The 25,190-nt window shown below is 67.7% G+C and carries 30 protein-coding genes; 13 read left to right on the plus strand and 17 right to left on the minus strand.

All coding sequences use genetic code 11. From position 1 onward, the window contains the following. Nucleotides 1–672 (plus strand): TetR/AcrR family transcriptional regulator, encoded by a 672-nt coding sequence (locus GO592_RS17800; RefSeq protein ID WP_005259707.1) that lies wholly within the window; start codon nt 1–3, stop codon nt 670–672. A 57-nt stretch (nt 673–729) separates the two neighbouring features. On the opposite strand, the gene GO592_RS17805 is transcribed toward GO592_RS17800, so the two are convergent. Further along, nucleotides 730–960: a DUF3107 domain-containing protein gene (locus GO592_RS17805; protein WP_005259708.1), complete on the minus strand. Its 231-nt coding sequence runs from the start codon at nt 958–960 to the stop codon at nt 730–732. Nucleotides 961–1,072: 112 nt separating this feature from the next. Beyond that, nucleotides 1,073–1,753 carry a ferritin-like fold-containing protein gene (locus GO592_RS17810; protein WP_172650484.1) on the minus strand — a complete coding sequence of 227 codons (681 nt, stop codon included), beginning with the start codon at nt 1,751–1,753 and terminating at the stop codon, nt 1,073–1,075. A gap of 322 nt (nt 1,754–2,075) precedes the next feature. Here GO592_RS17810 and GO592_RS17815 point away from each other — a divergent pair, with 322 nt between their 5' ends. Then, nucleotides 2,076–3,710: a DEAD/DEAH box helicase gene (locus GO592_RS17815; protein ID WP_005259710.1), complete on the plus strand. Its 1,635-nt coding sequence runs from the start codon at nt 2,076–2,078 to the stop codon at nt 3,708–3,710. A 9-nt stretch (nt 3,711–3,719) separates the two neighbouring features. Next, complete coding sequence (locus GO592_RS17820; protein WP_172650483.1) at nt 3,720–4,934, plus strand: Rv3212 family protein; 1,215 nt, start codon at nt 3,720–3,722, stop codon at nt 4,932–4,934. Between the two features lie 9 nt (nt 4,935–4,943). Here the strand turns inward: GO592_RS17820 and GO592_RS17825 are convergent, their stop codons facing one another. After that, complete coding sequence (locus GO592_RS17825) at nt 4,944–5,357, minus strand: VOC family protein (RefSeq protein ID WP_202714892.1); 414 nt, start codon at nt 5,355–5,357, stop codon at nt 4,944–4,946. Nucleotides 5,358–5,411: 54 nt separating this feature from the next. Continuing rightward, a complete protein-coding gene (locus GO592_RS17830; protein ID WP_202714893.1) occupies nt 5,412–6,389 on the minus strand; it encodes a GlxA family transcriptional regulator in 978 nt (325 codons plus the stop codon). Between the two features lie 98 nt (nt 6,390–6,487). Between GO592_RS17830 and GO592_RS17835 the strand changes: the two genes are divergently transcribed. Next, entirely contained in the window at nt 6,488–7,318 is an 831-nt protein-coding gene (locus GO592_RS17835) for an NAD(P)H-dependent oxidoreductase (protein ID WP_202714894.1), read from the plus strand. An 8-nt stretch (nt 7,319–7,326) separates the two neighbouring features. Continuing rightward, the gene (locus GO592_RS17840) at nt 7,327–8,157 is read left to right on the plus strand and encodes an SDR family oxidoreductase (protein WP_005259719.1); all 831 of its coding nucleotides are present in this window, start codon (nt 7,327–7,329) and stop codon (nt 8,155–8,157) included. Here GO592_RS17840 and GO592_RS17845 read toward each other — a convergent pair. Beyond that, nucleotides 8,129–8,926 carry a ParA family protein gene (locus tag GO592_RS17845; RefSeq protein ID WP_005562521.1) on the minus strand — a complete coding sequence of 266 codons (798 nt, stop codon included), beginning with the start codon at nt 8,924–8,926 and terminating at the stop codon, nt 8,129–8,131. The genes GO592_RS17840 and GO592_RS17845 overlap by 29 nt on opposite strands. Nucleotides 8,927–8,995: 69 nt before the next feature. Here GO592_RS17845 and GO592_RS17850 point away from each other — a divergent pair, with 69 nt between their 5' ends. Together GO592_RS17850 and GO592_RS17855 are read left to right on the plus strand one after the other, a co-directional pair. Then, nucleotides 8,996–9,610 (plus strand): acid phosphatase, encoded by a 615-nt coding sequence (locus GO592_RS17850; protein WP_005562524.1) that lies wholly within the window; start codon nt 8,996–8,998, stop codon nt 9,608–9,610. Then, the gene (locus GO592_RS17855; protein ID WP_172650479.1) at nt 9,607–10,086 is read left to right on the plus strand and encodes a GNAT family N-acetyltransferase; all 480 of its coding nucleotides are present in this window, start codon (nt 9,607–9,609) and stop codon (nt 10,084–10,086) included. Before GO592_RS17850 ends, GO592_RS17855 begins: the two co-directional genes overlap by 4 nt. Here the strand turns inward: GO592_RS17855 and GO592_RS17860 are convergent. After that, nucleotides 10,083–10,520, minus strand: a complete 438-nt coding sequence (locus tag GO592_RS17860) for a hypothetical protein (protein ID WP_005259725.1) — start codon at nt 10,518–10,520, stop codon at nt 10,083–10,085. The two genes, GO592_RS17855 and GO592_RS17860, sit on opposite strands and share 4 nt — an antisense overlap. 76 nt (nt 10,521–10,596) lie before the next feature. Here GO592_RS17860 and GO592_RS17865 point away from each other — a divergent pair, with 76 nt between their 5' ends. Next, entirely contained in the window at nt 10,597–11,553 is a 957-nt protein-coding gene (locus GO592_RS17865; protein ID WP_005259726.1) for a diacylglycerol/lipid kinase family protein, read from the plus strand. Between the two features lie 239 nt (nt 11,554–11,792). Beyond that, entirely contained in the window at nt 11,793–12,047 is a 255-nt protein-coding gene (locus GO592_RS17870; protein ID WP_005240099.1) for a WhiB family transcriptional regulator, read from the plus strand. Nucleotides 12,048–12,107: 60 nt separating this feature from the next. Here the strand turns inward: GO592_RS17870 and GO592_RS17875 are convergent, their stop codons facing one another. Continuing rightward, nucleotides 12,108–13,610 (minus strand): sensor histidine kinase, encoded by a 1,503-nt coding sequence (locus GO592_RS17875; protein ID WP_005259727.1) that lies wholly within the window; start codon nt 13,608–13,610, stop codon nt 12,108–12,110. A 17-nt stretch (nt 13,611–13,627) separates the two neighbouring features. After that, complete coding sequence (locus tag GO592_RS17880; protein ID WP_005240095.1) at nt 13,628–13,843, minus strand: biotin/lipoyl-binding carrier protein; 216 nt, start codon at nt 13,841–13,843, stop codon at nt 13,628–13,630. Nucleotides 13,844–13,937: 94 nt separating this feature from the next. Between GO592_RS17880 and GO592_RS46575 the strand changes: the two genes are divergently transcribed. Beyond that, entirely contained in the window at nt 13,938–14,012 is a 75-nt protein-coding gene (locus GO592_RS46575; protein ID WP_022597109.1) for a 50S ribosomal protein bL37, read from the plus strand. Between the two features lie 70 nt (nt 14,013–14,082). Here the strand turns inward: GO592_RS46575 and rsrA are convergent, their stop codons facing one another. Together rsrA and GO592_RS17890 are read right to left on the minus strand one after the other, a co-directional pair. Next, a complete protein-coding gene (rsrA, locus tag GO592_RS17885) occupies nt 14,083–14,364 on the minus strand; it encodes a mycothiol system anti-sigma-R factor (protein ID WP_005240092.1) in 282 nt (93 codons plus the stop codon). Then, on the minus strand, nt 14,361–15,020 hold the full coding sequence (locus GO592_RS17890; RefSeq protein WP_371737077.1) for a sigma-70 family RNA polymerase sigma factor: 660 nt from the start codon (nt 15,018–15,020) through the stop codon (nt 14,361–14,363). The genes rsrA and GO592_RS17890 overlap by 4 nt, the downstream gene beginning before the upstream one ends. Before the next feature lie 176 nt (nt 15,021–15,196). On the opposite strand from GO592_RS17890, the gene ybaK reads away from it, so the two are divergent. Continuing rightward, complete coding sequence (ybaK, locus tag GO592_RS17895; RefSeq protein ID WP_065490421.1) at nt 15,197–15,691, plus strand: Cys-tRNA(Pro) deacylase; 495 nt, start codon at nt 15,197–15,199, stop codon at nt 15,689–15,691. Here ybaK and GO592_RS17900 read toward each other — a convergent pair. After that, entirely contained in the window at nt 15,678–16,436 is a 759-nt protein-coding gene (locus tag GO592_RS17900; protein WP_202714895.1) for an SOS response-associated peptidase, read from the minus strand. The genes ybaK and GO592_RS17900 overlap by 14 nt on opposite strands. Before the next feature lie 78 nt (nt 16,437–16,514). On the opposite strand from GO592_RS17900, the gene aroA reads away from it, so the two are divergent. Together aroA and rsgA are read left to right on the plus strand one after the other, a co-directional pair. Continuing rightward, the gene (gene aroA / locus GO592_RS17905) at nt 16,515–17,831 is read left to right on the plus strand and encodes a 3-phosphoshikimate 1-carboxyvinyltransferase (RefSeq protein WP_202714896.1); all 1,317 of its coding nucleotides are present in this window, start codon (nt 16,515–16,517) and stop codon (nt 17,829–17,831) included. After that, entirely contained in the window at nt 17,777–18,817 is a 1,041-nt protein-coding gene (rsgA, locus tag GO592_RS17910) for a ribosome small subunit-dependent GTPase A (RefSeq protein ID WP_005259734.1), read from the plus strand. The genes aroA and rsgA overlap by 55 nt, the downstream gene beginning before the upstream one ends. A gap of 29 nt (nt 18,818–18,846) precedes the next feature. Here rsgA and GO592_RS17915 read toward each other — a convergent pair whose 3' ends face one another. The 6 genes from GO592_RS17915 to GO592_RS17940 all read right to left on the minus strand — a co-directional run bounded on the left by GO592_RS17915 (nt 18,847) and on the right by GO592_RS17940 (nt 25,122). Beyond that, nucleotides 18,847–20,085, minus strand: coding sequence for a fatty acid desaturase family protein (locus GO592_RS17915; protein WP_005240079.1), 1,239 nt, complete (start codon nt 20,083–20,085; stop codon nt 18,847–18,849). A gap of 112 nt (nt 20,086–20,197) precedes the next feature. Further along, entirely contained in the window at nt 20,198–21,454 is a 1,257-nt protein-coding gene (locus GO592_RS17920; RefSeq protein WP_202714897.1) for a fatty acid desaturase family protein, read from the minus strand. Between the two features lie 62 nt (nt 21,455–21,516). Beyond that, nucleotides 21,517–22,632 carry a ferredoxin reductase gene (locus tag GO592_RS17925; RefSeq protein ID WP_172650477.1) on the minus strand — a complete coding sequence of 372 codons (1,116 nt, stop codon included), beginning with the start codon at nt 22,630–22,632 and terminating at the stop codon, nt 21,517–21,519. A 91-nt stretch (nt 22,633–22,723) separates the two neighbouring features. Beyond that, entirely contained in the window at nt 22,724–23,236 is a 513-nt protein-coding gene (locus GO592_RS17930) for a DUF6912 family protein (protein ID WP_202714898.1), read from the minus strand. Nucleotides 23,237–23,266: 30 nt separating this feature from the next. Then, nucleotides 23,267–24,691, minus strand: a complete 1,425-nt coding sequence (locus tag GO592_RS17935; RefSeq protein WP_005259739.1) for a WS/DGAT/MGAT family O-acyltransferase — start codon at nt 24,689–24,691, stop codon at nt 23,267–23,269. Continuing rightward, entirely contained in the window at nt 24,685–25,122 is a 438-nt protein-coding gene (locus GO592_RS17940; protein ID WP_037204691.1) for an HAD-IA family hydrolase, read from the minus strand. The genes GO592_RS17935 and GO592_RS17940 overlap by 7 nt, the downstream gene beginning before the upstream one ends. Between the last annotated feature and the right edge of the window lie 68 nt (nt 25,123–25,190).

The following is a 25,190-nucleotide window of genomic DNA, read 5'->3' on the forward strand; positions in this document are numbered from 1 at the left end:
ATGACTGAACTCGCGGATCGGACGAACTCCGATCGCGATGCCACCCCCGGAAAGGGCACCGGGGCCCGTCGCAGCACGCGACTCCCCCGTGACGCCCGGCGACTGCAGCTACTCGCCGCAGCCAGCGAGGTCTTCGTCACACGCGGATACCACGCTGCCGGTATGGACGAGATCGCCGAGTGCGCCGGTGTGAGCAAGCCCGTCCTCTACCAGCACTTCCCCGGCAAGCTGGAGCTGTACGTGGCGGTGCTGCAGAGCTATGTCGACAGCCTGATCTCCGGCGTCCGGCAGGCACTGCGCTCGACCACGGACAACAAGCAGCGTGTCCGCGCCGCGGTGCAGGCGTTCTTCGACTTCGTCGACAACGACTCGCAGGGATTCCGGCTCGTGTTCGAGTCGGACCTCATGGGTGAACCGCAGGTGCAGAGCCGCGTCGAGCAGGCCACCGAGGCGTGCGTGGACGCCGTGTTCGACCTCGTCAGCCACGACTCCGGTCTCGACCCCTACCGCGCCCGCATCCTCGCTGTCGGCCTGGTCGGCGCCAGCCAGTTCACCGCGCGGTACTGGCTCGAGGCGGCGCGCCCGATCCCGAAGGAAGAAGCGGTCGACACGACGGTCACGCTCGCGTGGGGCGGTCTGTCCCGCGTGCCGCTGCATCCCGAACAGCGCTAGCACCGTGCACGAGAAAGGGCCCGCAGTCGAGTCGACTGCGGGCCCTTTCTCGTGTGTTCACTTGGTCGGCGCGAATCCGACCTTGCGGATATCGGACGGGCCGATCTCCACGTAGGCGATCTTGCTGGACTGCACGAGGTACTTGCGTCCCTTGTCGTCCTGCAGAGACAGGATCCCGTCGCCACCGGTGAGGGCGTCCGAGACCAATGTCTCGACCTCGTCCGGGGTCTGCTCGCTGCTGACGATGAGCTCACGCGGGCTGTCGATTACACCGATCTTGACCTCCACGGTCAACCTCCGAACTCTCCGAGAAACATCAGCTGTCCTGGCAAGGCTAATGCAGCGGCCGCCGCCGGTGCGCGTCTGCGGGCTGTGCCCTGAGCGAACATGCCGTCACACCTCACACGAGCCCGAGCACGGCCATGCGTTCGGCGTGCATCTCTTGCATGCGATCGAAGAGTGCGACGACGCCGTTGAGGTCGCCGGACGCGGAGATGACGAGTTCGGTCAGCGCCTCCCGCTGCGCCAGGACGAACTGTGCCTGGGTGATGGCCTCGCCGAGCAGTCGCCTGCCCCACAGCATGAGGCGGTCCTTGTCGCGGTTGCTGGCCTTGATCGCCTGCTGCACCTCGTGGACGACGAATTCCGAGTGGCCGGTCTGCGAGAGCACCTCCTCGACCGTCCGCGAGACCTCGGCGGGCAGCGAGTGCCCGATCTCGCGGTAGAAGTCGGCGGCGATCCCGTCACCGACGTACGCCTTCACCAGTGCCTCGAGCCACGTCGACGGGGTGGTGGACGCGTGGTAGTTGTCCAGGGCGCGGACGAACGGATCCATCGCCTCGAAGATGTCGAACCCACGCGCGGTCAGCGCCTTCTCGAGCATCTCGAAGTGGCCCATCTCGGCGGCCGCCATGCTGGCGAGCGCCACTTTGCCCTGCAGGGTCCGCGCCATCTGCGCGTCCTCGGACAGCCGGTAGAACGCGGAGATCTCGCCGTACGCGAGGACCGCGAAGAGTTCACTGACGCCGGGATGATCAGGGGGAATGGTGGAATCAGAGGATGCAGGCGTGTTGGGCTCCATGGCGCCACAGCCTAGTGTGTCGGCCAGTGATGTTTGCCATGCGTAACCGGTTCTGGGGCGTTCTCCGGCTACAATGATCATGGGCAACCGCTCGTCACCACGTTCGCCTCCACGGAGAACGCGGTTTGAGTGATGATCGATCACGATCCGATCAGCGGTTCCCACCGATAATGTGCGCGCACCTGATCGACGGTCCCAGCCGCGCCTCGCCGAAATCTTCGATTTCTGCGCTGAGGCAGAGGCAGGATCGACTCGGAAGAGGACATCGACGAGCGTCGACTGGGAAATCGGGCCGACCAGCGGCCTGGCCCTTACCTCGTGCGTGCGTGCAGCTACGAGGAAGGCCAGTCCCCTGAGCAAGATCACCGTCGACCATGAAGACGACGCAACCGAGACCACGCTGTCGGCGCAACTCGACTCCACGCACGTCGCCCCTACCTTCGCCGAGCTCGGAGTTCGTGACGAGATCGTCCGCGCTCTCGACGAGATCGGCATCGAGCGCACGTTCGCGATCCAGGAGCTGACGCTCCCCCTCGCCCTCGCCGGCGACGACCTGATCGGTCAGGCCCGCACGGGCATGGGCAAGACGTTCGGTTTCGGCGTCCCGCTGCTCCACCGCATCTCCAGTGGCACCACCGGGACGGCCGCACTCGACGGCACCCCCCGCGCGCTGGTCATCGTCCCCACCCGCGAGCTGTGCATTCAGGTCACGAAGGACCTCGAGGGCGCCGCGAAGTACCTGAAGGGCGAGAAGAACAAGCTCGAGGTCCTCGCCATCTACGGTGGCCGCCCCTACGAGACGCAGATCGCGACGCTCCAGAAGGGCGCCGACGTCGTCGTGGGCACCCCGGGCCGTCTGCTCGACCTCGCCAACCAGGGTCATCTGATCCTGGGCAAGGTCGAGGTCCTCGTCCTCGACGAGGCCGACGAGATGCTCGACCTGGGCTTCCTGCCCGACATCGAGCGCATCCTCGGAATGGTGCCGGACAAGCGCCAGACGATGCTGTTCTCGGCGACCATGCCGGGTCCGATCATCACGCTCGCCCGCACGTTCCTCACCCAGCCGACGCACATCCGCGCCGAGCAGGCCGACGACTCGGCGGTGCACGACCGGACCAGCCAGCACATCTACCGGGCGCACGCGCTCGACAAGGCGGAGATGGTGGCCCGCGTGCTGCAGGCCGACGGCCGCGGTGCGACGATGATCTTCACCCGCACCAAGCGCACCGCCCAGAAGGTCGCCGACGATCTCGCCGAGCGCGGTTTCTCCGTCGGCTCGGTCCACGGCGACCTCAATCAGGTCGCTCGCGAGAAGGCGCTGAAGGCGTTCCGCACGGGCAAGATCGACGTGCTGGTCGCAACGGACGTCGCGGCCCGCGGTATCGACATCGACGACGTCACCCACGTGATCAACTACCAGTGCCCGGAGGACGAGAAGACGTACGTCCACCGGATCGGCCGCACCGGCCGGGCGGGCCGCACGGGCATCGCCGTGACGCTGGTGGACTGGGACGACATCCCCCGCTGGCAGCTCATCGACAAGGCTCTCGGCCTCGGCATCCCCGATCCCGCGGAGACGTACTCCAGCTCCCCGCACCTGTTCGAGGAGCTGTCGATCCCTGCCGGCGCGACCGGCACGATCAAGCGCCCCCGGGTGGAGAAGGTCGCATCCGAGCCGAGCGAGAAGACGGGCACGGAGCAGAGCGAGAACACCGATTCCGAGCGGGGCGAGAAGGCCGAGCGCACGGAGCGTCCGGCCCGCACCCGCACCCGCCGCCGCACCCGTGGTGGCCGCCCCGCGGACTCCGTGGGACCCAAGTCCGTGTCGCCGGAGCCGACGGCACCCGAATCCGCCGCTTCGAGCGGGGACACCGACGGCGAGGGTGCCTCCAAGCCCCGCCGGCGTCGTCGCCGCCGGACCACGAAGGTCGGCGCCGCCGCGACGAACGCGGAGTAAACAGCCACCGTGCTGGCACCTGAGCGGCGCTCGCGCGCCGATCTCGTCGTCGCTGCCGGAATCGCCGTTGCGGTCGTGGTCGCCCTCACCGTGGTGTGGTTCCGCAGCGATGCCCGGGGCACCACCTCGGTCACCGCCGCCGAACCGCCGCCTGCGCTCGTCACAGCCCTGACGGTTCCGGAGACGCTGAACCCGATCTGGGATTCCGCCAGTTCCGCCACCACCGCACCCCTCGTCGTCGGTGGTGCGGTCGTCACCGCGGACGGCGGGGACGTCGTGGGACGGGACCGGATCTCGGGTACCGAGCTGTGGCGGTACGAGCGTGATCTCGACCTGTGCGGTGTGACGGCGTCGTGGGAGAAGGTCGTGGCCGTCTACCGCGACGACCGCGGTTGCTCCCAGGTCACCGAACTCGACGGGGGTACCGGCGAGCGCCTGGCCCAGCGGAGCAGCGACGCCGATTCCGAGGTGACGCTGAAGGCCGACGGAACGTATGTGGCGTCCCTCGGCGACCGCAGGCTGGAATTGTGGCGCTCCGACCTCGTCCGCACCGTCGAATACGGACGGGTGGACGCGCCCGTGAATCCCAAGAAGCAGCCACGCGCCGGATGCACGCTGATCGACGTCGGTTCGAGCAGCAGCAGGCTGTCCGTTCTCGAGCGCTGCCCCGGCGAGGTGGCCGATCGTCTGACGGTCATGAACCCGTCGCCGAAGGACAATCAGGAGCCCGAGGAGTACGGGTCGAGCGTCCTGGCGGGGGTGGATGCCGGTGTCGAGGGTGCGCGCATCCTCGGGGTGTCGGGCGAGACCACGGCCGTCTACCTCCCCGCGGGCACGTCGTACGGACCGCGGATCGGCCTGTTCGACGGCACCGGCAACGCCGTGTCCGAATACGCGCTCTCCCAGCGAGTCGGACCGGATCCCGTCACGTCGACGAGCAGTTCGGTGGTCACCTGGTGGACCGGTACGGACGTGGTGTCGCTCGGCGCATCCGATCTCGCACCGCGCTGGATCTTCCCCGGCGCTCTCGGCCCGGGAGCTGTGATGGCCGGAAACCTGCTGGTCCCGGTGGAATCCGGCATCGCCGTGCTCGACCTGTCGACCGGCGCGTTGCTTCGCACGATCCCGGTGACGCGTGACGCCGCGGCGGGGCCGATCATCACGACGGTGGCCGGCGACGTCGTGCTCGAACAGCGCGGAGATGATGTCGTGGCGCTGCGCTGAGGTCGCCCCTCACGCGGGTTCGGCGAACACCACCAGATAGCCGTCGAGGTCGCGGATCCAGATCTCGCGATGTCCCGCATTGGGATTGACGTGCACGTCCGTGACCACGTCGGCACCTGCCTCCCGCGCCCGCGCGACGGTGCCGTCGAAGTCGGGGGTCTCGAACCAGATCGCCACCCCGTTTCCCCGCGGGAGCGCAGGGTCGCCGAGGGTGCCGTGGTGGTGGCCCTCGTCGAGCCGGTGCAGTTGCAGGATCATGTGCCCGTCGACGAGGAGTTGCTCGTAGTCCCGTCCGCCGTGGCCGCTGCGCGCGTCCAGGACCTTCCGGTACCACTCGCCTGCGCGTTCGACGTCGTCGACGGCGAGGAGCGGCTGCGCCCGCATCGTCAGGGTGTTGCTTCGAGGCGTATCCGAGACTGTCATGGCCCCGACGTTAGCGCCGTGCACTCCCCCGCACTTGGACGAATGAGCATGCCGTCAACGGAAAGTTGCGCGGTACGCGGACGGCGAGACGCCGACCGTGCGCGAGAGGTGCTGTCGCAGCGACGTCGCGGTGCCGAATCCCGCAGCCGCGGCCACGCCGTCCACCGGCAGGTCGGTGTTCTCCAGCAGTTCGCGGGCACGGATGATCCGCTGTTCGAGAATCCACTGAGTCGGCGACATCCCGGTCTCGGCCCGGAATCGCCGGGTGAACGTGCGCACGCTCATCGACTCCCACGCGGCCAGCTCCCGCAGCGACAGCGGTTGATCGAGATGCGACAGCGCCCGGGCCCGCGCTCGCGCCGTGGACGCACCGTCGGCCTCCGGGACGGGCTCGGTGATGAACTGCGCCTGACCGCCGCTGCGATGAGGGGGCACGACCGTTCCCCGTGCCACCTCGTTGGCCACCGACGCACCGTGGTCGAGACGAATCATGTACAGGCACAGATCGATTCCGGATGCGACGCCGGCGGCGGTGAGCACGCTGCCGTCGTGTGTGTAGAGCACGCCGGGGTCCAGGTGCACGTGGGGGTACAGCCGCCGGAACGCGTCCGCCGACTTCCAGTGCGTCGTGGCACGCCGTTTCCCGAGCAGGCCGGCCGCCGCGAGGACGAACGAGCCCGTGCAGATCGATGCCACCCGCGTGTCCGGGCGAATGTGCGCGAGGGCGTCCGCGAGGCGACGGGGCAGGCGTCCGCCCTCCGGAGGGTCGTAGTCCTGATCGGATGCCGGGATCACGACGGTGTCGGCCGTGCCGAGCAGCGCCGGACCGTGCTCGACCGAGAGCGTCACGTCGGTGTCGGTCCGGACCTCGCCGGGGGTGAGGGCGCACGTGAGGACCTCGTACAGCGGCTCGCCGTCCCGCGACCGCGCCTCACCGAACAGTCGGTGGACGATCCCGAACTCGATCGGGAGCAGACCGTCGCGCACGAACACGACCACGCGATGACGGCGCCCGCCTCTCGATTCGGACATGGCCCGATTATTTCACATATCGTCTCATCGGCCACTGTCGCGACCGCAGCCCCGCGTCCATGATCGGAGGGTCAGGACGACCGAGCGGAAGGTGAACCATGAAGATCCTGTGGGTATCGGCACATCCCGAGCCGAAGTCCCTGAACGCGGCTCTCCGCGGCGACGCCCTCGCGGCCCTGCGCGGTGCCGGCCACGACGTCCGGACATCGGACCTGTACGAGATGCGATGGAACCCGGTGGTGACGGCTGGCGATTTCGGACACGACCCCCACCACCGCCTCCTCGTCGGCGCGCGGTCGGGCCGGGCCCTGACCGAGGGCACCCTGGCCCCCGACATCCGCGCCGAGCAGCGCAAGCTCGCGTGGGCCGACGCGGTGATCGTGCAGTTCCCGCTGTGGTGGTACGGCATGCCCGCGATCCTCAAGGGCTGGTTCGACCGGGTCTTCGTCGAGGGTTACGGCTACGGACTGCGCAGCGGGGACGGCTCGACCCGGCGGTACGGCGACGGCACCCTGGCCGGCAAGCGGGCGATGACGGTCGTCAGTTTCGGCGGCAGCGCCGACAGTGCGGGCCCGCGCGGGATCAACGGACAGATGGACGAACTCCTGTTCCCGATCCACCACGGAATCTTCTGGTACACGGGGATGTCGGTGGTGCCCCCGGTTCTGATCGACAGTGCGGACCGGTTGCCCGCCGAGCACTACCCCGGCGTCGCGGCGCGGCTGATCGATCGCCTGTCCGGCCTGTTCACCGACGCGCCGTTGCCTTTCCGCACACAGAACGGCGGCGACTACGACGCTCGGTTCGTGCTGCACGAGGACCGGGCGCCCGGGGTCACGGGCCTGCGCGCCCACTATGCCGACGCGGATTCCGGCTCCGCTGAATCGGGGGCCGAAGTCCGCACCACCGCGATCTGTAACGTGTTCTAATTCACGGCATGGCAACCTACGTGATCACCGGCGCCGCCTCGGGCATCGGGGCGGCGAGCCGCCGCACACTCGAATCCGCCGGTCATACCGTCATCGGAGTCGACCTCGCGCACACCGACGTGACCGCCGACCTGTCGACCCCCGGCGGACGGGCCGCGGCGGCCGACGCCGTGTCCGAGGCGAGCGGCGGCGTCGTGGACGGTCTCGTCTGCTGCGCCGGGCTCGGGTCGCTGTCGCACGTCCCGGGCGGCAAACTCGTCGCCGTCAACTACTTCGGGGCCGTGGAACTCGTGACGGCGCTGAAGCCCGCCCTCGAGCGCGCTGGCGGAGCCTCGGTGGTGGTGATCTCGTCGAGCAGCACCACCACGCAGCCGGGAATTCCCGAGAATCTGGTGACCGCGTGCCTCGACGGCGACGAGGCGGAGGCGGTGCGCATCGGCGACGACGTGACCGCCATCCCGGCGTACCCGGCGTCCAAGCTCGCGCTGGCCTGGTGGATTCGGCGTGAAGCGGTACGGCCGGAGTGGATCGGCAACGGCATACGACTCAACGCGATCGCGCCGGGCATGATCGACACGCCGATGACCAGCGGCGACGACCTCGACCCCGAACTGGCGAAGGCGCTGGACTTCTATCCGGTGCCGCTGGGCAGGCGCGGACGTCCGGACGAGATCGCCGCGCTCGTCGAGTTCCTGCTCGGACCGGGCTCGACACTGTTCTGCGGCAGCGTCGTCTTCGCCGACGGGGGCACGGACGCCCAGTTACGCCAACAGGATTGGCCCGCCGCGTGGAATCCGACGCCGGAAGAACTTACTCGGCACTTCCAGGCGAAAACGTAGCGAGCTCGGATCCCGCCCAGTGCTTGGCGAGGTTCTCGGCCAGGTCCCGGTACGCCTGGGCACCCTTGTTCTTGCGCCCCGCCAGCACGGTGGCACCCGACGCCGTGGCCTCCGCGAATCGCACCGTCCGCGGGATCGGCGGAGCGAGAACCGGCAGGTTGTAGCGGTCGGACACGTCGGAGAGCACGTCCCGGCTGTGCGTCGTGCGTGCGTCGTACAGCGTCGGCAGTGCTCCGAGCAGCACCAGGTCGGGGTTGGTGATCTGCTGTACCTCGGTGACCGTCCGCAGCAATTGCCCCACACCGCGGTGGGCGAGCGTCTCACACTGCAGCGGTACCAGTACCGACTGCGCCGCCGTGAGCCCGTTGAGCGTGAGCACACCGAGAGACGGCGGGCAGTCGATGATGATCGTGTCGTAGTCGTCCAGCAGCGGCGCCAGAGCGCGCTTGAGGGCGAACTCGCGACCGGGACGCATGAGCAGCAACGCTTCCGCACCCGCGAGGTCGATCGTCGCAGGCAGGAGGGCGACACCGTCCTCGGTGTCGATCACGGCCTCCTGCGCCGCCAGATCACCTGTCAGCACCTCGTGGACGGAGGCGTCCAGGCGGTCCGGGTTGTGCCCGAGGGAGAACGTCAGGCATCCCTGCGGGTCGAGATCCACCACCAGAACCTTCTGGCCCAGCCCCACGAGGGCTGCGCCGAGAGAAGCGACCGTGGTGGTCTTCGCGACCCCACCCTTCTGATTTGCCACTGCAAGAACCGTTGTCACGGCTCGATCCTTACCTACTTCGTCCCCGGAGGCGAGCCATACACGCAGATTGACTGCCATGATGGATGGATGCCACCCAGTGATTCGCCGCGCGGCCGTCGGATCGTCCTCCTCCGACACGGCGAAACGGAATGGGCCCGTTGGGGTAAACACACCGGTCGAACCGACGTCCACCTCACCGAACTGGGTGAAGCCCAGGCGCGGCGGATAGGTCCGGCGATGGACGCCCTCGAACTGCGCGACCCCCTCGTCATCGTCAGTCCGCGGCAACGCGCCCGGGAGACGGCGGAGCTGGCGGGATTGAAGATTCAGCGCACCTGGGACGCGCTCGCCGAATGGGATTACGGGATCTACGAGGGCATGACGACCCCCGAGATCAGGCAGCAGGTGCCGGACTGGACCGTGTGGACGCACCCGTGCCCTCGCGGTGAGCAGGCCGAGCAGGTGCACACCCGGTGCGACCTCGTCCTGTCCGTCGCGCATTCGCAACTCGTGGACCGTGACGTGATCCTCGTCGGGCACGGACACTTCTCGCGCGCGCTCATCGCCCGCTGGGCGGAGCTTCCGATCAGCGAGGGACGCCGGTTCGCGATGTCGCCGGGTGCGTACTCCGTCCTCGGCTTCGAGCACGGGGCACAACAGGTGGTCAGCCACAACGTCACGAGCGAGGAAGGTGCCCGATGATCAGACGCGCAGTACCCGAGGACGTCACCGCGATCACCGCGATGATCTACGAACTCGCCGAACACCAGCGGGCCCGTGACGAGTGCACCGTCACCGCCGACCAGATCGACGACGCCCTGTTCGGTCCGCAGCCGTCGACCTTCGCCCACGTCGCGGCGAACGACGACGACCGGGTCGTCGGGATCGCGGTGTGGTTCCGGAATTTCTCCACCTGGGACGGAACGCACGGCATCTACCTCGAGGACCTGTTCGTCAGCCCGTCGGAGCGCGGTTCCGGGCACGGCAAGGCCCTGCTCGCCACACTCGCGAAGGAGTGCGTCGACAACGGCTACACGCGACTGTCGTGGTCGGTGGTCAACTGGAACAAGCCGTCGATCGCGTTCTACGAGTCGCTGGACGCGCACCCGCAGGACGAATGGACCACGTACCGGCTCACCGGGGATCCGCTCGCCCGCCTCGCGTCCGAGGTGAGTTAGCGGTCCGACGGGTTGTCGGCGTCGGCCTCCTGGCCGTACTCGGCAGCCATCCACTTCGACGTGGGACTGCTGAACAGGCACCCGAGGGCCGCCACGACCACGACTCCGAGCAGCACACCGAAGAACGGCTGGTGCGAATCGGTGAGCAGCGACCACGCCACCGGTAGCAGGAGGAGTTGGGCGACGATCGCGATCGCCCGCCCCCAGCGCCGGCCGAAGATCAGGGCGAGCCCGGCGGCGAACACCGCGCCGCCGAGAATCGCGAACCAGGCCGCGGTGCCGTATCCACTGCTGACGCTCTGGTCGTGCCCGAGGAGTCCCCGGATCACCAGCACCACGGCGACGCCGACCGCCACCGCGCCCTCGAGCGACACCAGGGCGCCCGCCGCGCGGACCGTGGTGGGCGTGGACTTGCTGAGAGACGGCTTCGGCACGTCGGCCAGCCTAGAACACCCCGTCGCCGGCGGCCTCGGACGGTGACACGTGCCGCCCCCGCTAGGCTTGGGCCCCGTGCGCGCGCTGCTGATCGTCAACCCCAATGCCACATCGACGACCCCGGCCGGGCGTGATCTCCTCGCCCATGCACTGTCGAGCCGGGTGCGGTTGACGGTCGCGCACACGGCACACCGCGGCCACGCCGCCGAACTGGCGCAGCAGGCCTGCGTGGACGGGATGGGTCTGATCATCGTCCACGGCGGCGACGGCACCGTGAACGAGGTGGTCAACGGACTGCTCGGCACCCCGGTACCGAAGTCGATGAGCGCGGTGACGGTGGGGCCGATTCCCCCGATCGCCGTCGTCCCCGGCGGGTCGGCGAACGTGTTCGCCCGCTCGCTCGGCATCGCGCCGGACCCGGTGGACGCCACCAACCAGCTCATCGATCTGCTCGCCCGCAGGCAGCGGCGCAGGATCGGGCTCGCGCACTGCGACAACCGCTGGTTCACGTTCAACGCCGGCCTCGGCTGGGACGCCCAGGTATGTGAGGCGGTCGACATGCACCGCAAGAACGGGCGCCCGGCCACACCGGCGCAATATGTCCGCGCGGCGGTGCGCGTGTTCTTCCGGTCGAAATATGCGGAGCCGACGCTCACCGTCGAGGTTCCCGATCACGACCCGGTCGAGGGTGTCCACTACGCATTCGTGTCGAACGCGAGTCCCTGGACGTATCTGAACAAGCGGGAAGTGCACACGAATCCCGACACCACCTACGACACGGGCCTCGGTGTCTTCGCGATGCGGTCCACCGCGATCCTCACCACGCTGCGGGTGGCCCGCCAGCTGCTGACTCCCGGAACCCGTCCGAAGGCGAAGAAGCTGGTCCGGGTCGACGACGTGCCGTCCGTGCGGATCTCCGCGTCGGAGCCCATCGGACTGCAGATGGACGGCGACTACATCGGACTGCGCAATGTCGTCGAGTTCGTGTCGGTGCCCGAGGCGCTGGATGTGGTCGCCCCGGCGCGACCCTGAGCAATTCTCGAGAATCTCCGTTTTCACCTAGCGGGAAGTGCCTGCACGGGGTACAAAGGACGGCGCGCCTCGAAGGGCAGCCTAAGTACGTGAGCTCCCCCACGGTGCGGCGGTTTTCTATTGACATCCCGCCAGTTCGTGAAAGCATTCACAAGCAACAGTGCGGAAACATTCTCTACGCACACATGAACTCATGAAGACGAAACGGTGCATTTCGCACCCAGTTAAGGAGCAGAAGGATGGACTGGCGCCACAAGGCAATCTGTCGCGACGAAGACCCCGAGTTGTTCTTCCCTGTGGGCAACAGCGGTCCGGCCCTCGCGCAGATTGCTGATGCCAAGGTTGTCTGCAACCGCTGCCCGGTGACCGCCGAATGCCTCTCGTGGGCACTCGAGTCGGGCCAGGACGCCGGTGTGTGGGGCGGCATGAGCGAAGACGAGCGACGCGCACTCAAGCGCCGCAACGCTCGGACGCGTGCCCGCACCACCGTCTGACACTTCAGAAGGAGACGGGCCCGGCACCACATGGTGCCGGGCCTTTTGCTTGCCCGCCGGTCAGTACCGGGGCCCACGACGGCCCAGCGGTACGCGTAACACGGCATCCGTGCCACCGTCCGCCCCGGGATGCAGCCCGAGGGAACCGTTCAGCTCGGCGGCCACCAGGGTCCGGACGATCTGCAGACCGAGACGGTCGGACCGCTCGAGGCTGAAACCGGGTGGTAATCCCCTGCCGTCGTCGTGGATCACGACGTCCAGCCACCGCGCGGAGCGTTCGGCCCTCATGGTGACCGTCCCCGGCGCGCCGGGTTCGAAGGCGTGCTCGATCGCGTTCTGCACGAGTTCGGTCAGCACCATCACCAGTGGCGTGGCCCGCTCCGCGGAGAACACCCCGAAGCTGCCCTCCCGGCGGACCTTGATCGGCGTGCTCACCGTCGCCACGTCCGACAGGATCGGCACGAGGCGGTCGACGACCTCGTCGAGGTTCACTTCCTCGTCCACCGACATCGACAGTGTGTCGTGCACCAGGGCGATCGAGGTGACGCGGCGCACCGATTCGCTCAGCGCCTGCCGGGCTTCCTCGTTGTTGGTGCGCCGGGCCTGCAGTCGCAGGAGCGCCGCCACGGTCTGCAGATTGTTCTTCACCCGGTGATGGATCTCGCGGATCGTCGCGTCCTTGCTGAGCAGGGCGCGATCCCGCCTCTTCACCTCGGTGACGTCCCGCACGACGACAGCGGCGCCCACCCGCTTCCCGCCGGGTTTGAGGACCAGCGCCCGGAGCAGCACGGTCGCTCCCCTGGCTTCGATCTCCATGCGACGACCCGGCTTGTCGGCGATGGTGTCGCGGATGTACCCGGCGACCTCCTGCGACTCGAACGGGTCCGTCACGAGCGAGCGCGTGGTGGCGGCGAGGTTCTGACCGATCAGGTCCGAGCTCAGACCCATCCGGTGGTAGGCCGACAGCGCATTGGGACTCGCGTAGACCACGCTGCCGTCGGTGTCGAGACGGATGAAGCCGTCGCCGGCACGGGGACTCGAGTTGGTGTCCGACCGGGCCTCCCGGATCGGGAAGGTGCCGTCGCTGATCATCTGGCACAGATCCTCGGCGCAGTCGAGATAAGCGACCTCGAGCGGGCTCTGCGCCCGCTGGTGCGACAGGTTGGTGTCCCGGCTCAGGACCGCGATCACCTCGCCGTTCCACCGCACCGGGACCGCCTCTCCGCGCGGCGGCAGACCCTCGTGCCCGCCGCCGTCCTCGGGGCGCACGACGCGGCCCTCGAGCAGCGCCTGCAGCACCTGCGGGTGTTCCGACTCCGACACGACGGTCCCGACGACGTCCTCCGGGAACGCGGTCGACGCGGTGGTGGGTCTGCAGTGCGCGACGCAGATCACGGTGCCCGTGGGGTTGGTGGCCGCGGAATCCGTTCCGACCCAGAGCAGAACGTCCGCGAAGGAGAGGTCGGCGAGCAACTGCCATTCACCGACGACGCGCTGGAGATGATCGACGGCCTCGCCGGGCAGGTCGGTGTGTTCGGCGAGCAGGTCACTCAGTGTGGACATCGTCGGTGGGTGTCAGCTCAGGAGATGACAGCGATCAGATCGCCCTGCTGGATCACGTCGCCGACCTTGACGTCCACGGAGGTGACCGTGCCGGGCTCTTCGGCGATGACGGGGATCTCCATCTTCATCGACTCCAGGATGACGAGGGTGTCACCCTCCTTCACCTCGTCACCCGCGCTCACCACAACCTGATACACCGTCGAAACCATTTCGGCGCGCACGTCTTCTGCCATTGTGATCCTTCACTCCCGGGTGTCGAGAAAGCCCTGTTGCAAGGACACCCAACCACACGTGGAAGACTGTGGTGAAAAGAAGGGAGATCTACTCATGGGTAAGCGTGGTCGTAAGAAGCGCAGTCGCAAGGGCAACGCCGCAAACCACGGCAAGCGTCCCAACGCCTGACGCGCCGTAGAACGCACCAGGGGCCGGAAAGCAGCGATGCTTTCCGGCCCCTGATTGCTGTTCTGACGAGTTATGCGTCTGGTTCGGTGTTCGTGATCAGGATTGTCCGCCGCAACTCGATGGAGAGCCTCTGACGCAGACTTTCCGGCGCGTGCTCCCCACCGCACTTGCGGTTCACGAGGCTCTTCACCTTCTCCTCGATCCCGTACGCCTCGAGGCACGACCCGCACTCGTCGAGGTGCCTCTGCAGCCGCGCCCTCGACGCCTCGTCGCATTCACGGTCCAGCATCAGCCAGACGTCCGCGATGACGGCGGAGCAGTCGAGCTGCTCGAATTCGTCCTGCTCGCTCACCGAGAAACCTCCTGCTCCGTGCTCACTACACTGTCGCCGGGCACCTCGTCGGTGCCCCCACGGTTGAATCCACGTTCGCGTGCGACATCGGCGAGCAGACCCCGGAGCTGCTTGCGGCCGCGGTGCAGTCGCGACATCACGGTCCCGATCGGGGTGCCCATGATCTCGGCGATCTCCTTGTAGGGGAATCCCTCGACGTCCGCGTAGTAGACGGCCATCCGGAACTCCTCCGGCAGGGCCTGGAGTGCTTCCTTGATGTCGTCGTCGGGGAGCGCGTCCAGGGCCTCGACCTCGGCGGACCGCAGACCGGTCGACGAATGTTCCGCCGTCGCCGCCAGCTGCCAGTCGGTGATCTCGTCGGTGGGGTACTGCGCGGGCTGGCGCTGCTTCTTGCGGTACGAGTTGATGTACGTGTTCGTGAGGATCCGGTACAGCCACGCCTTGAGGTTGGTGCCCTCGCGGAACGAACGGAACGCCGTGTAGGCCTTCACGTACGTTTCCTGCACGAGGTCCTCGGCGTCCGCCGGGTTCCTGGTCATCCTCAGAGCAGCGCCGTACAGCTGATCCAGAAGTGGGAGCGCATCCCTTTCGAAACGCGCGATCAACTCGTCCTGTGGCTCGGCCTGGTCTGCCGTCGGACGGTCATGTTCCTGCACGCTGATCCCTTCGGTCGCCGTGGGCGTCAACGTTACCGCCAACTGCAAACGCGACGTGGGCTCCATCACCGAGGACATCACGATACGGACCACTCCCTTCGATGCACTGTTCTTCTGCAGGTACCAACACGCCTCCCGTCCGCTGTGTTCCCGACCGCGTGGCAGAGTGTCTGTCCATGGCCGGAACTGCCACTCCCGCGACGAAGCTGCTCGTCGAACATCGCATCGATCACAGCGTGCACAGCTACGCGCACGATGCGCGGGCGGAATCGTACGGTTCGGAAGCCGTCGACGCCCTGGGCGAGACGGTCGGCGTCACCGCCCACCAGGTGTTCAAGACGCTGGTGATCAAACTCGACACCGGCAAGCTGGCGGTGGCGGTCGTGCCGGTGCCGGAGAAACTGTCGCTGAAGGCGGCGGCCGCGGCGCTGGGCGCGGGCAAGGCCGTGATGGCGGAACGCACCGAGGCGGAGCGCTCCACCGGGTACGTCTTCGGCGGCATCTCACCGCTCGGCCAGCGCAAGGCACTCCCGACGGTCGTCGACGCGTCGGCTCTCGACTGGGACCGGGTGCTGTGCAGCGCCGGCAGGCGCGGACTCGAGATCGAACTCGCGCCCGCCGACCTGGTGCGGCTCAGCGGCGCCGTCACCGCCGCGGTCACAGCAGGCTGATCTGCTCCCCCACCTGTGCCTCGTCAGGACCGGCCGCGTCCGGGTCGAGGAGTTCCGGTCCGTTGTTCTTCACACTGTTCACCAGCGTGGACACCCGCCGGACGGTGATATCGGCGATGGCGTCGGGTGACACCTCGAGCAGATCCGTCGACGCGGGATGCTCGGGATCGAGCCATGCGGTCCAGCGGTCGCGGGGCATCACCAGCGGCATCCGGTCGTGCACGTTCTCGAGTTGGGCGGCTGAGTCGACCGTGATGATGCTGCAGCTCAGAACCGGGGGCGACTCCGCGACCGCGGGATCGTGCCAGACCGACCACAGCCCGGCCATGTACAGGCGCGAGCCGTCCTCCGGCGACATGTAGTACGGGATCTTCTTCGCCTTGCCCGACTTCTTCCCGGCGGCCGCCGCATCGACCTCGGTCTGCCACTCGTACCAGCCGTCCATCGGAACGAGGCAGCGCTTGTACTTGAACGCGTTCCGGAAGGCCGGTTTGTTGTCGACCGAATCCGCTCGCGCGTTGAACAGCACCGGCCCCTTGCCGAGCTCCTTCGTCCACGACGGCACGAGCCCCCACCGCATCCGCCGGATCCGCCGGGCGTCGTGGCGGTCGACGACCGTCAGGACCTGCGTGGTGGGCGCCACGTTGTAGTCGGGCGGACTCTCCTCCTCGCCCGCCTCGTTGATCGCATCGAGGTCGGCCGCGAGTGTCGCCGGATTCGCAGTGGTCGCATACCTGCCGCACATGCCCACCAGAGTGGCACGAACCACCGACACCCGCGACACGCCGCCCACCCCGCCCCACGACCCGCCCGATAGGCGAAGATGGAGACCGTGAGCCTGAGCCTGTGGAACGCCCCCCGTGCCGAAGCGCCCGTCGTCGCGACGGTCGCCCTCCCCGGATCGAAGTCGATCACCAATCGCGCGCTGATCCTCGCCGCACTCGCGGACGGTCCGTCCACCCTCACCGGGGCACTGCGCAGCCGGGACACCGACCTCATGATCGGCGCGCTCCGCACGCTCGGCATCAGTATCGAGACGGTCGACGCCGACACGACGCTGCGGGTCACCCCCGGACGACTCCGGGGCGGTGCCGTCGACTGCGGACTGGCGGGCACCGTCATGCGGTTCCTTCCGCCGGTCGCGGCGCTCGCGAGCGGAACGGTTCACTTCGACGGGGACGAGCAGGCGCGCACCCGGCCCCTCGACACGATCCTGGATGCGCTGCGCGGTCTCGGCGCGGACATCGACGGCGATTCCCTCCCGTTCACGGTCCGCGGTGCGGGCTCGCTGCGCGGTGGACGGGTCACCATCGACGCGTCCGGCTCGTCACAGTTCGTCTCCGGGCTGCTGCTGTCGGCGGCCGCGTTCGACGAGGGTGTCACGGTCCATCACGACGGCAAGACGGTCCCATCCATGCCGCACATCGACATGACCGTCGAGATGCTGCGCGAGTCGGGTGTCGAGGTCACGACCCCGGCGACGGGCGGGGAGGCCGACACGTGGCGGGTGAGCCCCGGTGTCGTCCGGGCCGTCGACCGAGCGATCGAGCCCGATCTGTCGAATGCCACCGCCTTCCTGGCCGCCGCCGCCGTCACCGGCGGTGAGGTGACCGTTCCCCTGTGGCCGAGCAGGACGACGCAACCAGGCGACGCGATCCGGGAAATCCTCCTGGCGATGGGCGCGGACGTCCGGCTGGACGGCGCGAACCTCACCGTCCGTGGTCCGCAGCAGCTGACCGGCATCGACATCGACCTGCACGACGTGGGCGAACTCACCCCGACCGTGGCGGCGCTCGCCACACTCGCGGACGGCCCGTCGCACCTGCGGGGCATCGCGCACCTGCGCGGTCACGAGACCGACCGGCTGGCCGCGCTCGCACACGAGATCAACTCGCTGGGCGGGAACGTCACCGAGACCGAGGACGGCCTCACGATCGTCCCGGCGGACCTGCACGGTGGGACGTGGCACTCCTACGCCGACCACCGGATGGCGACCGCGGGCGCCATCGTCGGGCTGCGGGTCGACGGCATCGAGATCGAGGACGTCGGTACCACGGCCAAGACCCTGCCCGGTTTCGAGAACCTGTGGGCCACAATGCTGTCCGCAGCCGCGGGCACCGAACGGAAGGCGAGCTTCTGAGTCGCAGGCAGTACGACGAGTCCGACGTCCGGGTACGCCCGGGCCGAGGAACGCGCCCGCGCACGAAGACCCGGCCGGAGCACCTCGCCGCGGAGTCGGCGATGGTCGTCTCGGTCGACCGCGGCCGGTGGGGTTGCGTGCTGGGCGGCGACCCCGAGCGTCCCCTCGTCACCATGCGCGCCCGGGAACTGGGCCGCACCCCCATCGTGGTCGGCGACGAGGTGAGTGTCGTCGGTGATCTGTCCGGCAAGCCCGACACCCTGGCGCGGATCGTGCGGGTCGCCGAACGCTCCACTGTGCTGCGACGCACCGCCGACGACACCGATCCGTACGAGCGGATCGTCGTGGCCAACGCCCAGCAGCTGCTGATCGTCGTGGCGCTCGCCGACCCGCCGCCCCGGACGGGATTCGTCGAACGTGCGCTCGTCGCCGCGTACGCGGGCGGATTGAGTCCCATCGTGTGCCTCACGAAGAGCGATCTCGAGCCGCCCGAGGAGTTCGCGAGCGCGTTCGCCGACCTCGACGTCCCCGTCGTCGTGGCCGGTCGCGACGATCCGGTCGACGAGGTCCTGTCGATGCTGTCGGGCCGGCTCACCGCGCTGATCGGCCACTCGGGGGTCGGGAAGTCGACTCTCGTCAACCGCCTCGTGCCCGACGCCGACCGGGCCGTCGGCGTGGTCTCCGGCGTCGGCAAGGGCAGGCATACGTCCACGCAATCGGTGGCGCTGCCGCTTCCGACGGGCGGCTGGGCGATCGACACCCCCGGCATCCGGTCGTTCGGACTGGCCCACATTTCCCCGGAGAACGTGGTGGCCGCGTTCTCCGATCTGGCCGCGGCCATCGAGGACTGCCCGAGGGGGTGCACCCACCTCGGGCCGCCCGCAGACCCAGAATGCGCGCTCGACCGGCTGGAGGGCAAGGCCGCCAAACGCGTCGACGCGGTCCGTCACCTCCTCACGGCCATCGCGTCCAACGAAGCCTGGTGAGGGACGAACCGCGTCGATAGCGGTACTTTCTAGCGGGACAGCAGCGCGCGAAGACCGCGGCGCTTGCGGGTGCGCTTAATCGCGGTACTCAATCCCTGACGGCGACCGGTTACGGGATCGATTGTCGCCGTGGTGTTTCCACCGAACTTGCGCTCCGACGCCGTCTCCGGCGCGTCGTCCGCGGTCGCCTTGAGGTACTTGTTCGGCAACGACAGCTTGGCGATGGTGCGCCACGACTTCGCGTACTGCACGAGGAAGGGCCCGGTCGTGTACGGCAGGTCGTACTTGTCGCACAGTTCCCGCACCCGCACGGCAATCTCCGAGTAGCGGTTGCTGGGCAGGTCGGGGAACAGGTGGTGCTCGATCTGGTAGCTGAGATTGCCGGACATGAAGTCCATCAGCTTGCCACCCTCGATGTTCGCGCTACCGAGCATCTGCCGCAGGTACCACTGGGCCGGCGTTTCCTTGTCGATGTCCGCCTTGGTGAACTTCTCGGCGCCGTCCGGGAAGTGTCCACAGAAGATGATCGCGTTGGTCCACACGTTGCGGATCATGTTCGCGGCGATGTTTGCGGTGAGCGTGCTCTTCCACGCGGGACCCGTGACCGCGGGGTGCACGACATAGTCCTTGAGGATCTGCTTGCCGACCTTCTCGCCGACCTCACGGAGCTTGCGCTGGGTCTCCTCGCTCGGCACGCGCCCCTTGGCGACCTTGCCGAGTTCGAGATGCTGCGCCGCGATTCCGTACTCGAAGAACAGCGCGAGCAGCGTGTTGTACAGGAGATTGCCGGTGTTGAACGGCTTCCACCGCTGGTCACGCGTGACGCGCAGCAGTCCGTATCCCACGTCGTCGTCCATGCCGAGGACGTTGGTGTACTTGTGGTGAATGTAGTTGTGTGTCTGCTTCCAGTGAGCGGACGGTCCCGTCACGTCCCACTCCCACGAGGTGGAGTGGATCTCGGGATCGTTCATCCAGTCCCACTGGCCGTGCATGACGTTGTGGCCGAGTTCCATGTTCTCGATGATCTTCGAGAGAGACAGCATGGCCGTACCCGCCAGCCAGGCGGGACGACGCTTGCTCGCGAAGAGGACGGCTCGGCCACCGATTTCGAGGGAACGCTGCAGTCTGATCGTGTTTCGCACGTACCGCGCGTCACGCTCCCCGCGGGACTCTTCGATATCGCGCCGGATCGCATCGAGCTCGCGTCCGAGCGACTCGATGTCGGCTTCGGTGAGATGTGCGTATTCCTTGACGTCTGCAATCGCCATGGGGGACCTCCTCCTGGCTGGGTCGACAGTTCACACCCGAAAGGCGCTGACTCGACCTACCGTACCGTAAGTTACGACACCGTAGGTTACCTGAGTGTAGGTGTGAGTGAAATCACCGTCGACGTCGAGGAATCTTGGCCTCCGCGCGGGCGCGCAACGCCGACAGCAGACCCCGCCGCTGCCCTGTGACGGGATCCGTGCGCAACGTCTCGACCATGGCGGCACCCGCATCACGGGCGTCGCGGAACTTGCGTTCCGAGGACGTCTCCGGGGCGTCGTCCGCCGTCGCCCGCAGGAACCGGTCGGGCAGGGCGAGCTTGTGGATCGTGCGCAGAGCTAGCAGGTACTGCTTGGCGAGCGAACCCGTGGTGTACGGCAGGTCGTACTTCTCGCACAGCGCCCGCACCTTCACGGCGATCTCCGGGTACCGGTTGCTCGGCAGGTCCGGGAACAGGTGATGCTCGATCTGGTAGCTGAGATTGCCGCTCATGAAACCCATGACCTTGCCGGAATCGAAATTGGCACTGCCGAGCATCTGCCGGAGATACCACTCGTGCCGGGTCTCGTTCTCGTACTCGTCCACCGTGAACTTCTCGGCACCGTCCGGGAAGTGCCCGCAGAAGATCACCACATAGGCCCACAGATTCCGCACGAGATTGGCGGTGGCGTTGGCCGTCAGCGTCGACTTCCACGCCGGCCCCGCGAGCACCGGGAACAGTAGGAAGTCCTTGCCGACCTGACGGAAGATCTTGCGACCGAAATCCTTGTTGGCCTGGGAATTGAGCTGACCCTTCTCCGCACCCTCGAGCTCGGCCGCGAAGGTGAGGTCGTGGAGCGCGATCCCCCACTCGAACGTGGCGGCCAGGATGATGTTGGCGAACGGCTGCAGCAGATTGATCGGCCGCCACTCCTCGTCGCGGGTCATCCGGAGGATGCCGAACCCCACATCGGAATCCATTCCCACGATGTTGGTGAACGTGTGGTGGGAGTAGTTGTGCGCCCGCTTCCAATGCTCCGAGGGGCCCGTCTGATCCCACTCCCACGACATGGAGTGGATCTCCGGATCGTTCATCCAGTCCCACTGGCCGTGCATCACATTGTGGCCGAGTTCCATGTTCTCGATGATCTTCGAGAGGGACAGCATCGCGGTGCCCGCGAGCCAGGCCGGGCGGTAGCGGCTTCCGAACAACGCAACCCGGCCACTGAGCTCCAGCAGCCGTTGCGCCCTGATGGCCCGGCGGATGTAGCGGGCGTCGCGAACGCCCCGCGAATCCTCCACGTCGAGCCGGATCGCATCCAACTCACGCCCGAGCGATTCGATGTCCGCTTCGGTCAGATGCGCGAACTCTTTGATGTCGGTGATCGCCACCGTGCTCCTCCGTCTGGTGAGAGTCCGAGAATAGCGGAGTCAGGTGAACAACACGCCCACGCTCACGCGTCGAGCGTGCAGTCCCCTGCCGCCGCGGAGATACAAGTCTGGACTCGGTCACCTTCGGCGTGCTGCTTGCCGGACCTCAGGTCGATGGCGTGCCCGGCGAGGATCGGCACGACACACGTCTGGCAGATACCCATCCGGCAGCCGAACGGCATCAGTGCCCCGACCTGCTCACCTGCCTCGAGGAGAGTGGTGGCACCGTCGATCGTCACGGTCTTGTCGGCCTTGGCGAACGTGACGGTCCCGCCCTCGCCGGACGTGTCCGCGCGGGAGACGGCGAACCGCTCGAGGTGCAACTTGTCCTCGATGCCCTCGTTACGCCACAGCGTCTCGATCTCGTCGAGCATCGGCAGCGGCCCGCACGCCCACGTCTGCCGTTCGCGCCAATCGGGACACACCTCGTCGAGCGAGGACAGCGCGAACTTGCCCTGGCTGCGGGTGAGCTGGATCTTGCACCGGAAGTCGTCGTGCTCCTCGTGAAGCCGGGTGAGCTCGTCGGCGAACATCACGTCGGCGTCGGTGGGGGCCGAGTGGACGTGGAAGACGTCGGGGAGCTGACCGCGCCGGTTCATCGTGCGCAGCATCGCCATGACGGGAGTGATGCCGCTGCCCGCGGTGAGGAACAGGATCCGCTGCGGCGGCGGGTCGGGCAGCGCGAAGTTGCCCGTGGGGGTCGCGAGCCGCACGATCGTCCCCGAGGGCACACCGTTGACGAGGTGACTCGACAGGAACCCCTCGGGCATCGCCTTGACGGCGATGGAGATGAGCTTGTCGTCCCAGTTCGGCGGCGAGGTGAGGGAGTACGAGCGCCAGTGCCAGCGTCCGTCGATGTGCAGACCGATGCCGATGTACTGGCCGGGCTCGTAGTCGAAGTCGAATCCCCAGCCCGGCTTGATGACGATCGTGGCCGAGTCCGCGGTCTCCGCGCGCACCTCCACGATCTGTCCGCGCAGTTCGCGAGCCGACCACAGTGGGTTGGCGAGATGCAGGTAGTCGTCGGGCAGCAACGGCGTCGTCAGCCGTGCCGCCGCACCTCGCAACCAATTGAGCTTGGACCGCTTGGCGGGCACAACCGCTGCTGCGGGCGCCTCGATCCAATCCTTCAGACCCATCCGACCTCCACCTTTTCCGTCATGACCTACGCTACCGTAGGTTATCAAGTTACGGTACCGTAGGTTACCCCAAGGTAAGGGGACGTACCGGTCAGAGCAGTTCGAGAAGGAACGGAAGCTCCTGAGTGGCGTACCACGCCAGGACATGATCCTCCGCGTCACCGAGAACGAACTCGGCGTCGGGGTCCCCGAGATCCGCCTCGTCGATCGCCGACACGGCCCGTTCGATGTCCGGCTCCGCCTCCGCGAGATCCACGTGCACCGACGCGACCGTGCCGATCGTCACCGGACCGGGCAACCGGACCACGGCGTCGTCGAGATCCGGCCGCGGCGTCACCTCGTCCACGTCCGCGGCGACCACGGCGCGACGGAAGCGAACCCCGTCGCTTCCGCTCTCCCCCACCCGGCCCGCGATCAGTCGCAGCGAGGCGCGGGCGGCCTCGGCCATCGCGACCTCGGCCAGTTCCTCGTCGTCGCCCGACGAGTACGCCTCGCGGAGCGTGGGGGTGACGGCGAAGGCGGTACGGCTCATCGGATCGAACTCCCGGTCGGCGACGAGCTGCTGGAGGATCTCGATCGTCGCGGGAACGTACACCCTCGTCATGCGTCACCCGTCATTCGCACCGCGGACTTCTCACCGGCTGGCATCCAACAACTCCTCGAGAGATTCGTACAGCAGCGCCGCCACCACGTCCACGTCGGCCATGGCGTCACGGTCTGCATTCAAACCGTAGTAGACGTTGCCGTCGTAGGACGTCAGGCCGATGCTCAAAGTCTGGTTTTTCAGCAGCGGCGACACCGGATACATCTCGAGCATCCGCGCTCCCCCGACGTACAGCGGCAGCTGCGGTCCCGGCGCGTTGGTGATCATCAGGTTGAACATCCGCTGCGAGAAGCTGCTCGCGACACGGGCACTCATCGCGTGCAGCGTGGCGGGCGCGAATCCCGACAAACGCACCAGGGTCTCCGCGGTGACCCGCTGGCTCTGCTTGGCGTGCGCCTCCATGGCGTGCGCCACGTGCGACAGCCGCACCACGGCATTCGGTTCCCCGACCGGCAGGTCGATGAGGAATGACGACACCATGCTTCGCGGATCCGCCCATTCGCCGCGGCGTGACTCCTCGTCGTCGGTCTCGGGGTCCGTCGCGTACACGGACATCGGGACCATGGCCCGGACCGTGGTCGACTCGGCCACCGGCTCGCCGCGGGAGAGCAGCCAGTACCGCATCGCACCCGACACGACGGCGAGGATGACGTCGTTGACCTCGCACCCGTACTGCGCGCGGATCTTCCGGTAGTCACCCAGCTCGGTCTTGACCACCGCGAAGCGCCGATTGCGTGAAATGGTCGCGTTCAGCGGACTCGCCGGCGCCACCTGCGTGGCGGTGCGCACGACGGCGGCGACCTTGCCGACGGCGCGTACGGTCTCACCGAGCGCGGACGCCATGTCACCCAACGTCATCCGCAGCGCCGCCAGCCCTTCGCCCGGCCGCGCCACCATCTCCGCCAGCGCCCCGGCGATCAGTGTGGACTCACTGGGGGCGGGGCTCGGCATCCACAGCTCCTCGGCCATGGGACGCCGGGTCTTCGCCGGGTCGAGGATCACCTGACCGATCTCGAGTGCCGTCTCACCGTCGACCAGCGACGAATGGGACTTCGTGAAGATGGCGAAGCGATTGTTCGACAACCCCTCCACCAGGTACATCTCCCACAGCGGTCGCGTGTTGTCGAGCGGCCGGGACGTGAGCCGTGCGACCAGATCGTGCAACTGGGCATCCGATCCGGGCTTCGGCAGCGCCGACCGCCGGACGTGGTACTCGATGTCGAAGTCCTGGTCGTCCACCCAGACCGGCCGCGACAGTCCCAGCGCCACCTCCCGCACCTTCTGCCGGTAGCGCGGGACCAGACTCAGTCGTTCCTCGACGAGGCTCAGTAATTCCTCGTAGGACAACCCGTTTCGCGGCTTGCGGAAGATCGCGAGCGAACCCACGTGCATCGGCGTACTGCTCGCCTCGAGAAAATAGAACGACGCGTCCTGCGTAGTCAGTCTCGTCACCATGTCGGCGCCTGTCCCCCTTGCATCCCGTCTCGATCGACCTCGAGAAGTATCGCTATCTCGTCCGCGGTGGCGCCGCCGTCGACGTGGTGGATACCCACCATCCCGACGGCCACCGCACCCCGGACATTGACCGACAGGTCGTCGACGAAGATACAGTCCCCCGGGGCCAGACCGAGCGCGTCGGCCGTCAGCCGGTAGATCCGCGGATCAGGTTTGGCGACACCGACATCCCCGGACAGCACGACCTGATCGACCAGCCGGCCGTCACCGAGTTCCCGCAGCCACTGCGCGCCGGGACCACCGGGATCGTTGCTGAGGATCGCGGTCCGCACCCCACGAGTCCGGGCACCGGCGAGGACGGACGACAGGCCGTCCATGTCCGAACCGGGACCCGCGAGAACTCCTCCGAAGTCCAATATCAATCCCCGCACGTCCCCACCCTAGGGTCCGCTCCCCGGTTCGGCGACACGACGACGGGATCCGTGCGAGTATGACCGCT

Origin of the sequence: Rhodococcus sp. 21391 (assembly GCF_016772255.1) — a bacterium.
Classification (GTDB): domain Bacteria; phylum Actinomycetota; class Actinomycetes; order Mycobacteriales; family Mycobacteriaceae; genus Rhodococcus_F; species Rhodococcus_F opacus.

Coding starts and splice junctions, on each gene's coding strand:
- GO592_RS17930 (WP_202714898.1), bottom strand. CDS start 23,236: ATGACGAGGGTGTACGTTCCCGCGACGATCGAGATCCTCCAGCAGCTC.
- GO592_RS17855 (WP_172650479.1), top strand. CDS start 9,607: ATGATCAGACGCGCAGTACCCGAGGACGTCACCGCGATCACCGCGATG.
- aroA (WP_202714896.1), top strand. CDS start 16,515: ATGGAGACCGTGAGCCTGAGCCTGTGGAACGCCCCCCGTGCCGAAGCG.
- GO592_RS17810 (WP_172650484.1), bottom strand. CDS start 1,753: ATGGAGCCCAACACGCCTGCATCCTCTGATTCCACCATTCCCCCTGAT.
- GO592_RS17825 (WP_202714892.1), bottom strand. CDS start 5,357: ATGACAGTCTCGGATACGCCTCGAAGCAACACCCTGACGATGCGGGCG.
- GO592_RS17915 (WP_005240079.1), bottom strand. CDS start 20,085: ATGGCGATTGCAGACGTCAAGGAATACGCACATCTCACCGAAGCCGAC.
- GO592_RS17850 (WP_005562524.1), top strand. CDS start 8,996: ATGCCACCCAGTGATTCGCCGCGCGGCCGTCGGATCGTCCTCCTCCGA.
- GO592_RS17925 (WP_172650477.1), bottom strand. CDS start 22,632: ATGGGTCTGAAGGATTGGATCGAGGCGCCCGCAGCAGCGGTTGTGCCC.
- GO592_RS17800 (WP_005259707.1), top strand. CDS start 1: ATGACTGAACTCGCGGATCGGACGAACTCCGATCGCGATGCCACCCCC.
- GO592_RS17935 (WP_005259739.1), bottom strand. CDS start 24,691: ATGGTGACGAGACTGACTACGCAGGACGCGTCGTTCTATTTTCTCGAG.
- GO592_RS17870 (WP_005240099.1), top strand. CDS start 11,793: ATGGACTGGCGCCACAAGGCAATCTGTCGCGACGAAGACCCCGAGTTG.
- GO592_RS17875 (WP_005259727.1), bottom strand. CDS start 13,610: ATGTCCACACTGAGTGACCTGCTCGCCGAACACACCGACCTGCCCGGC.
- GO592_RS17900 (WP_202714895.1), bottom strand. CDS start 16,436: ATGTGCGGCAGGTATGCGACCACTGCGAATCCGGCGACACTCGCGGCC.
- GO592_RS17830 (WP_202714893.1), bottom strand. CDS start 6,389: ATGTCCGAATCGAGAGGCGGGCGCCGTCATCGCGTGGTCGTGTTCGTG.
- GO592_RS17880 (WP_005240095.1), bottom strand. CDS start 13,843: ATGGCAGAAGACGTGCGCGCCGAAATGGTTTCGACGGTGTATCAGGTT.
- GO592_RS17840 (WP_005259719.1), top strand. CDS start 7,327: ATGGCAACCTACGTGATCACCGGCGCCGCCTCGGGCATCGGGGCGGCG.
- GO592_RS17835 (WP_202714894.1), top strand. CDS start 6,488: ATGAAGATCCTGTGGGTATCGGCACATCCCGAGCCGAAGTCCCTGAAC.
- ybaK (WP_065490421.1), top strand. CDS start 15,197: ATGGCCGGAACTGCCACTCCCGCGACGAAGCTGCTCGTCGAACATCGC.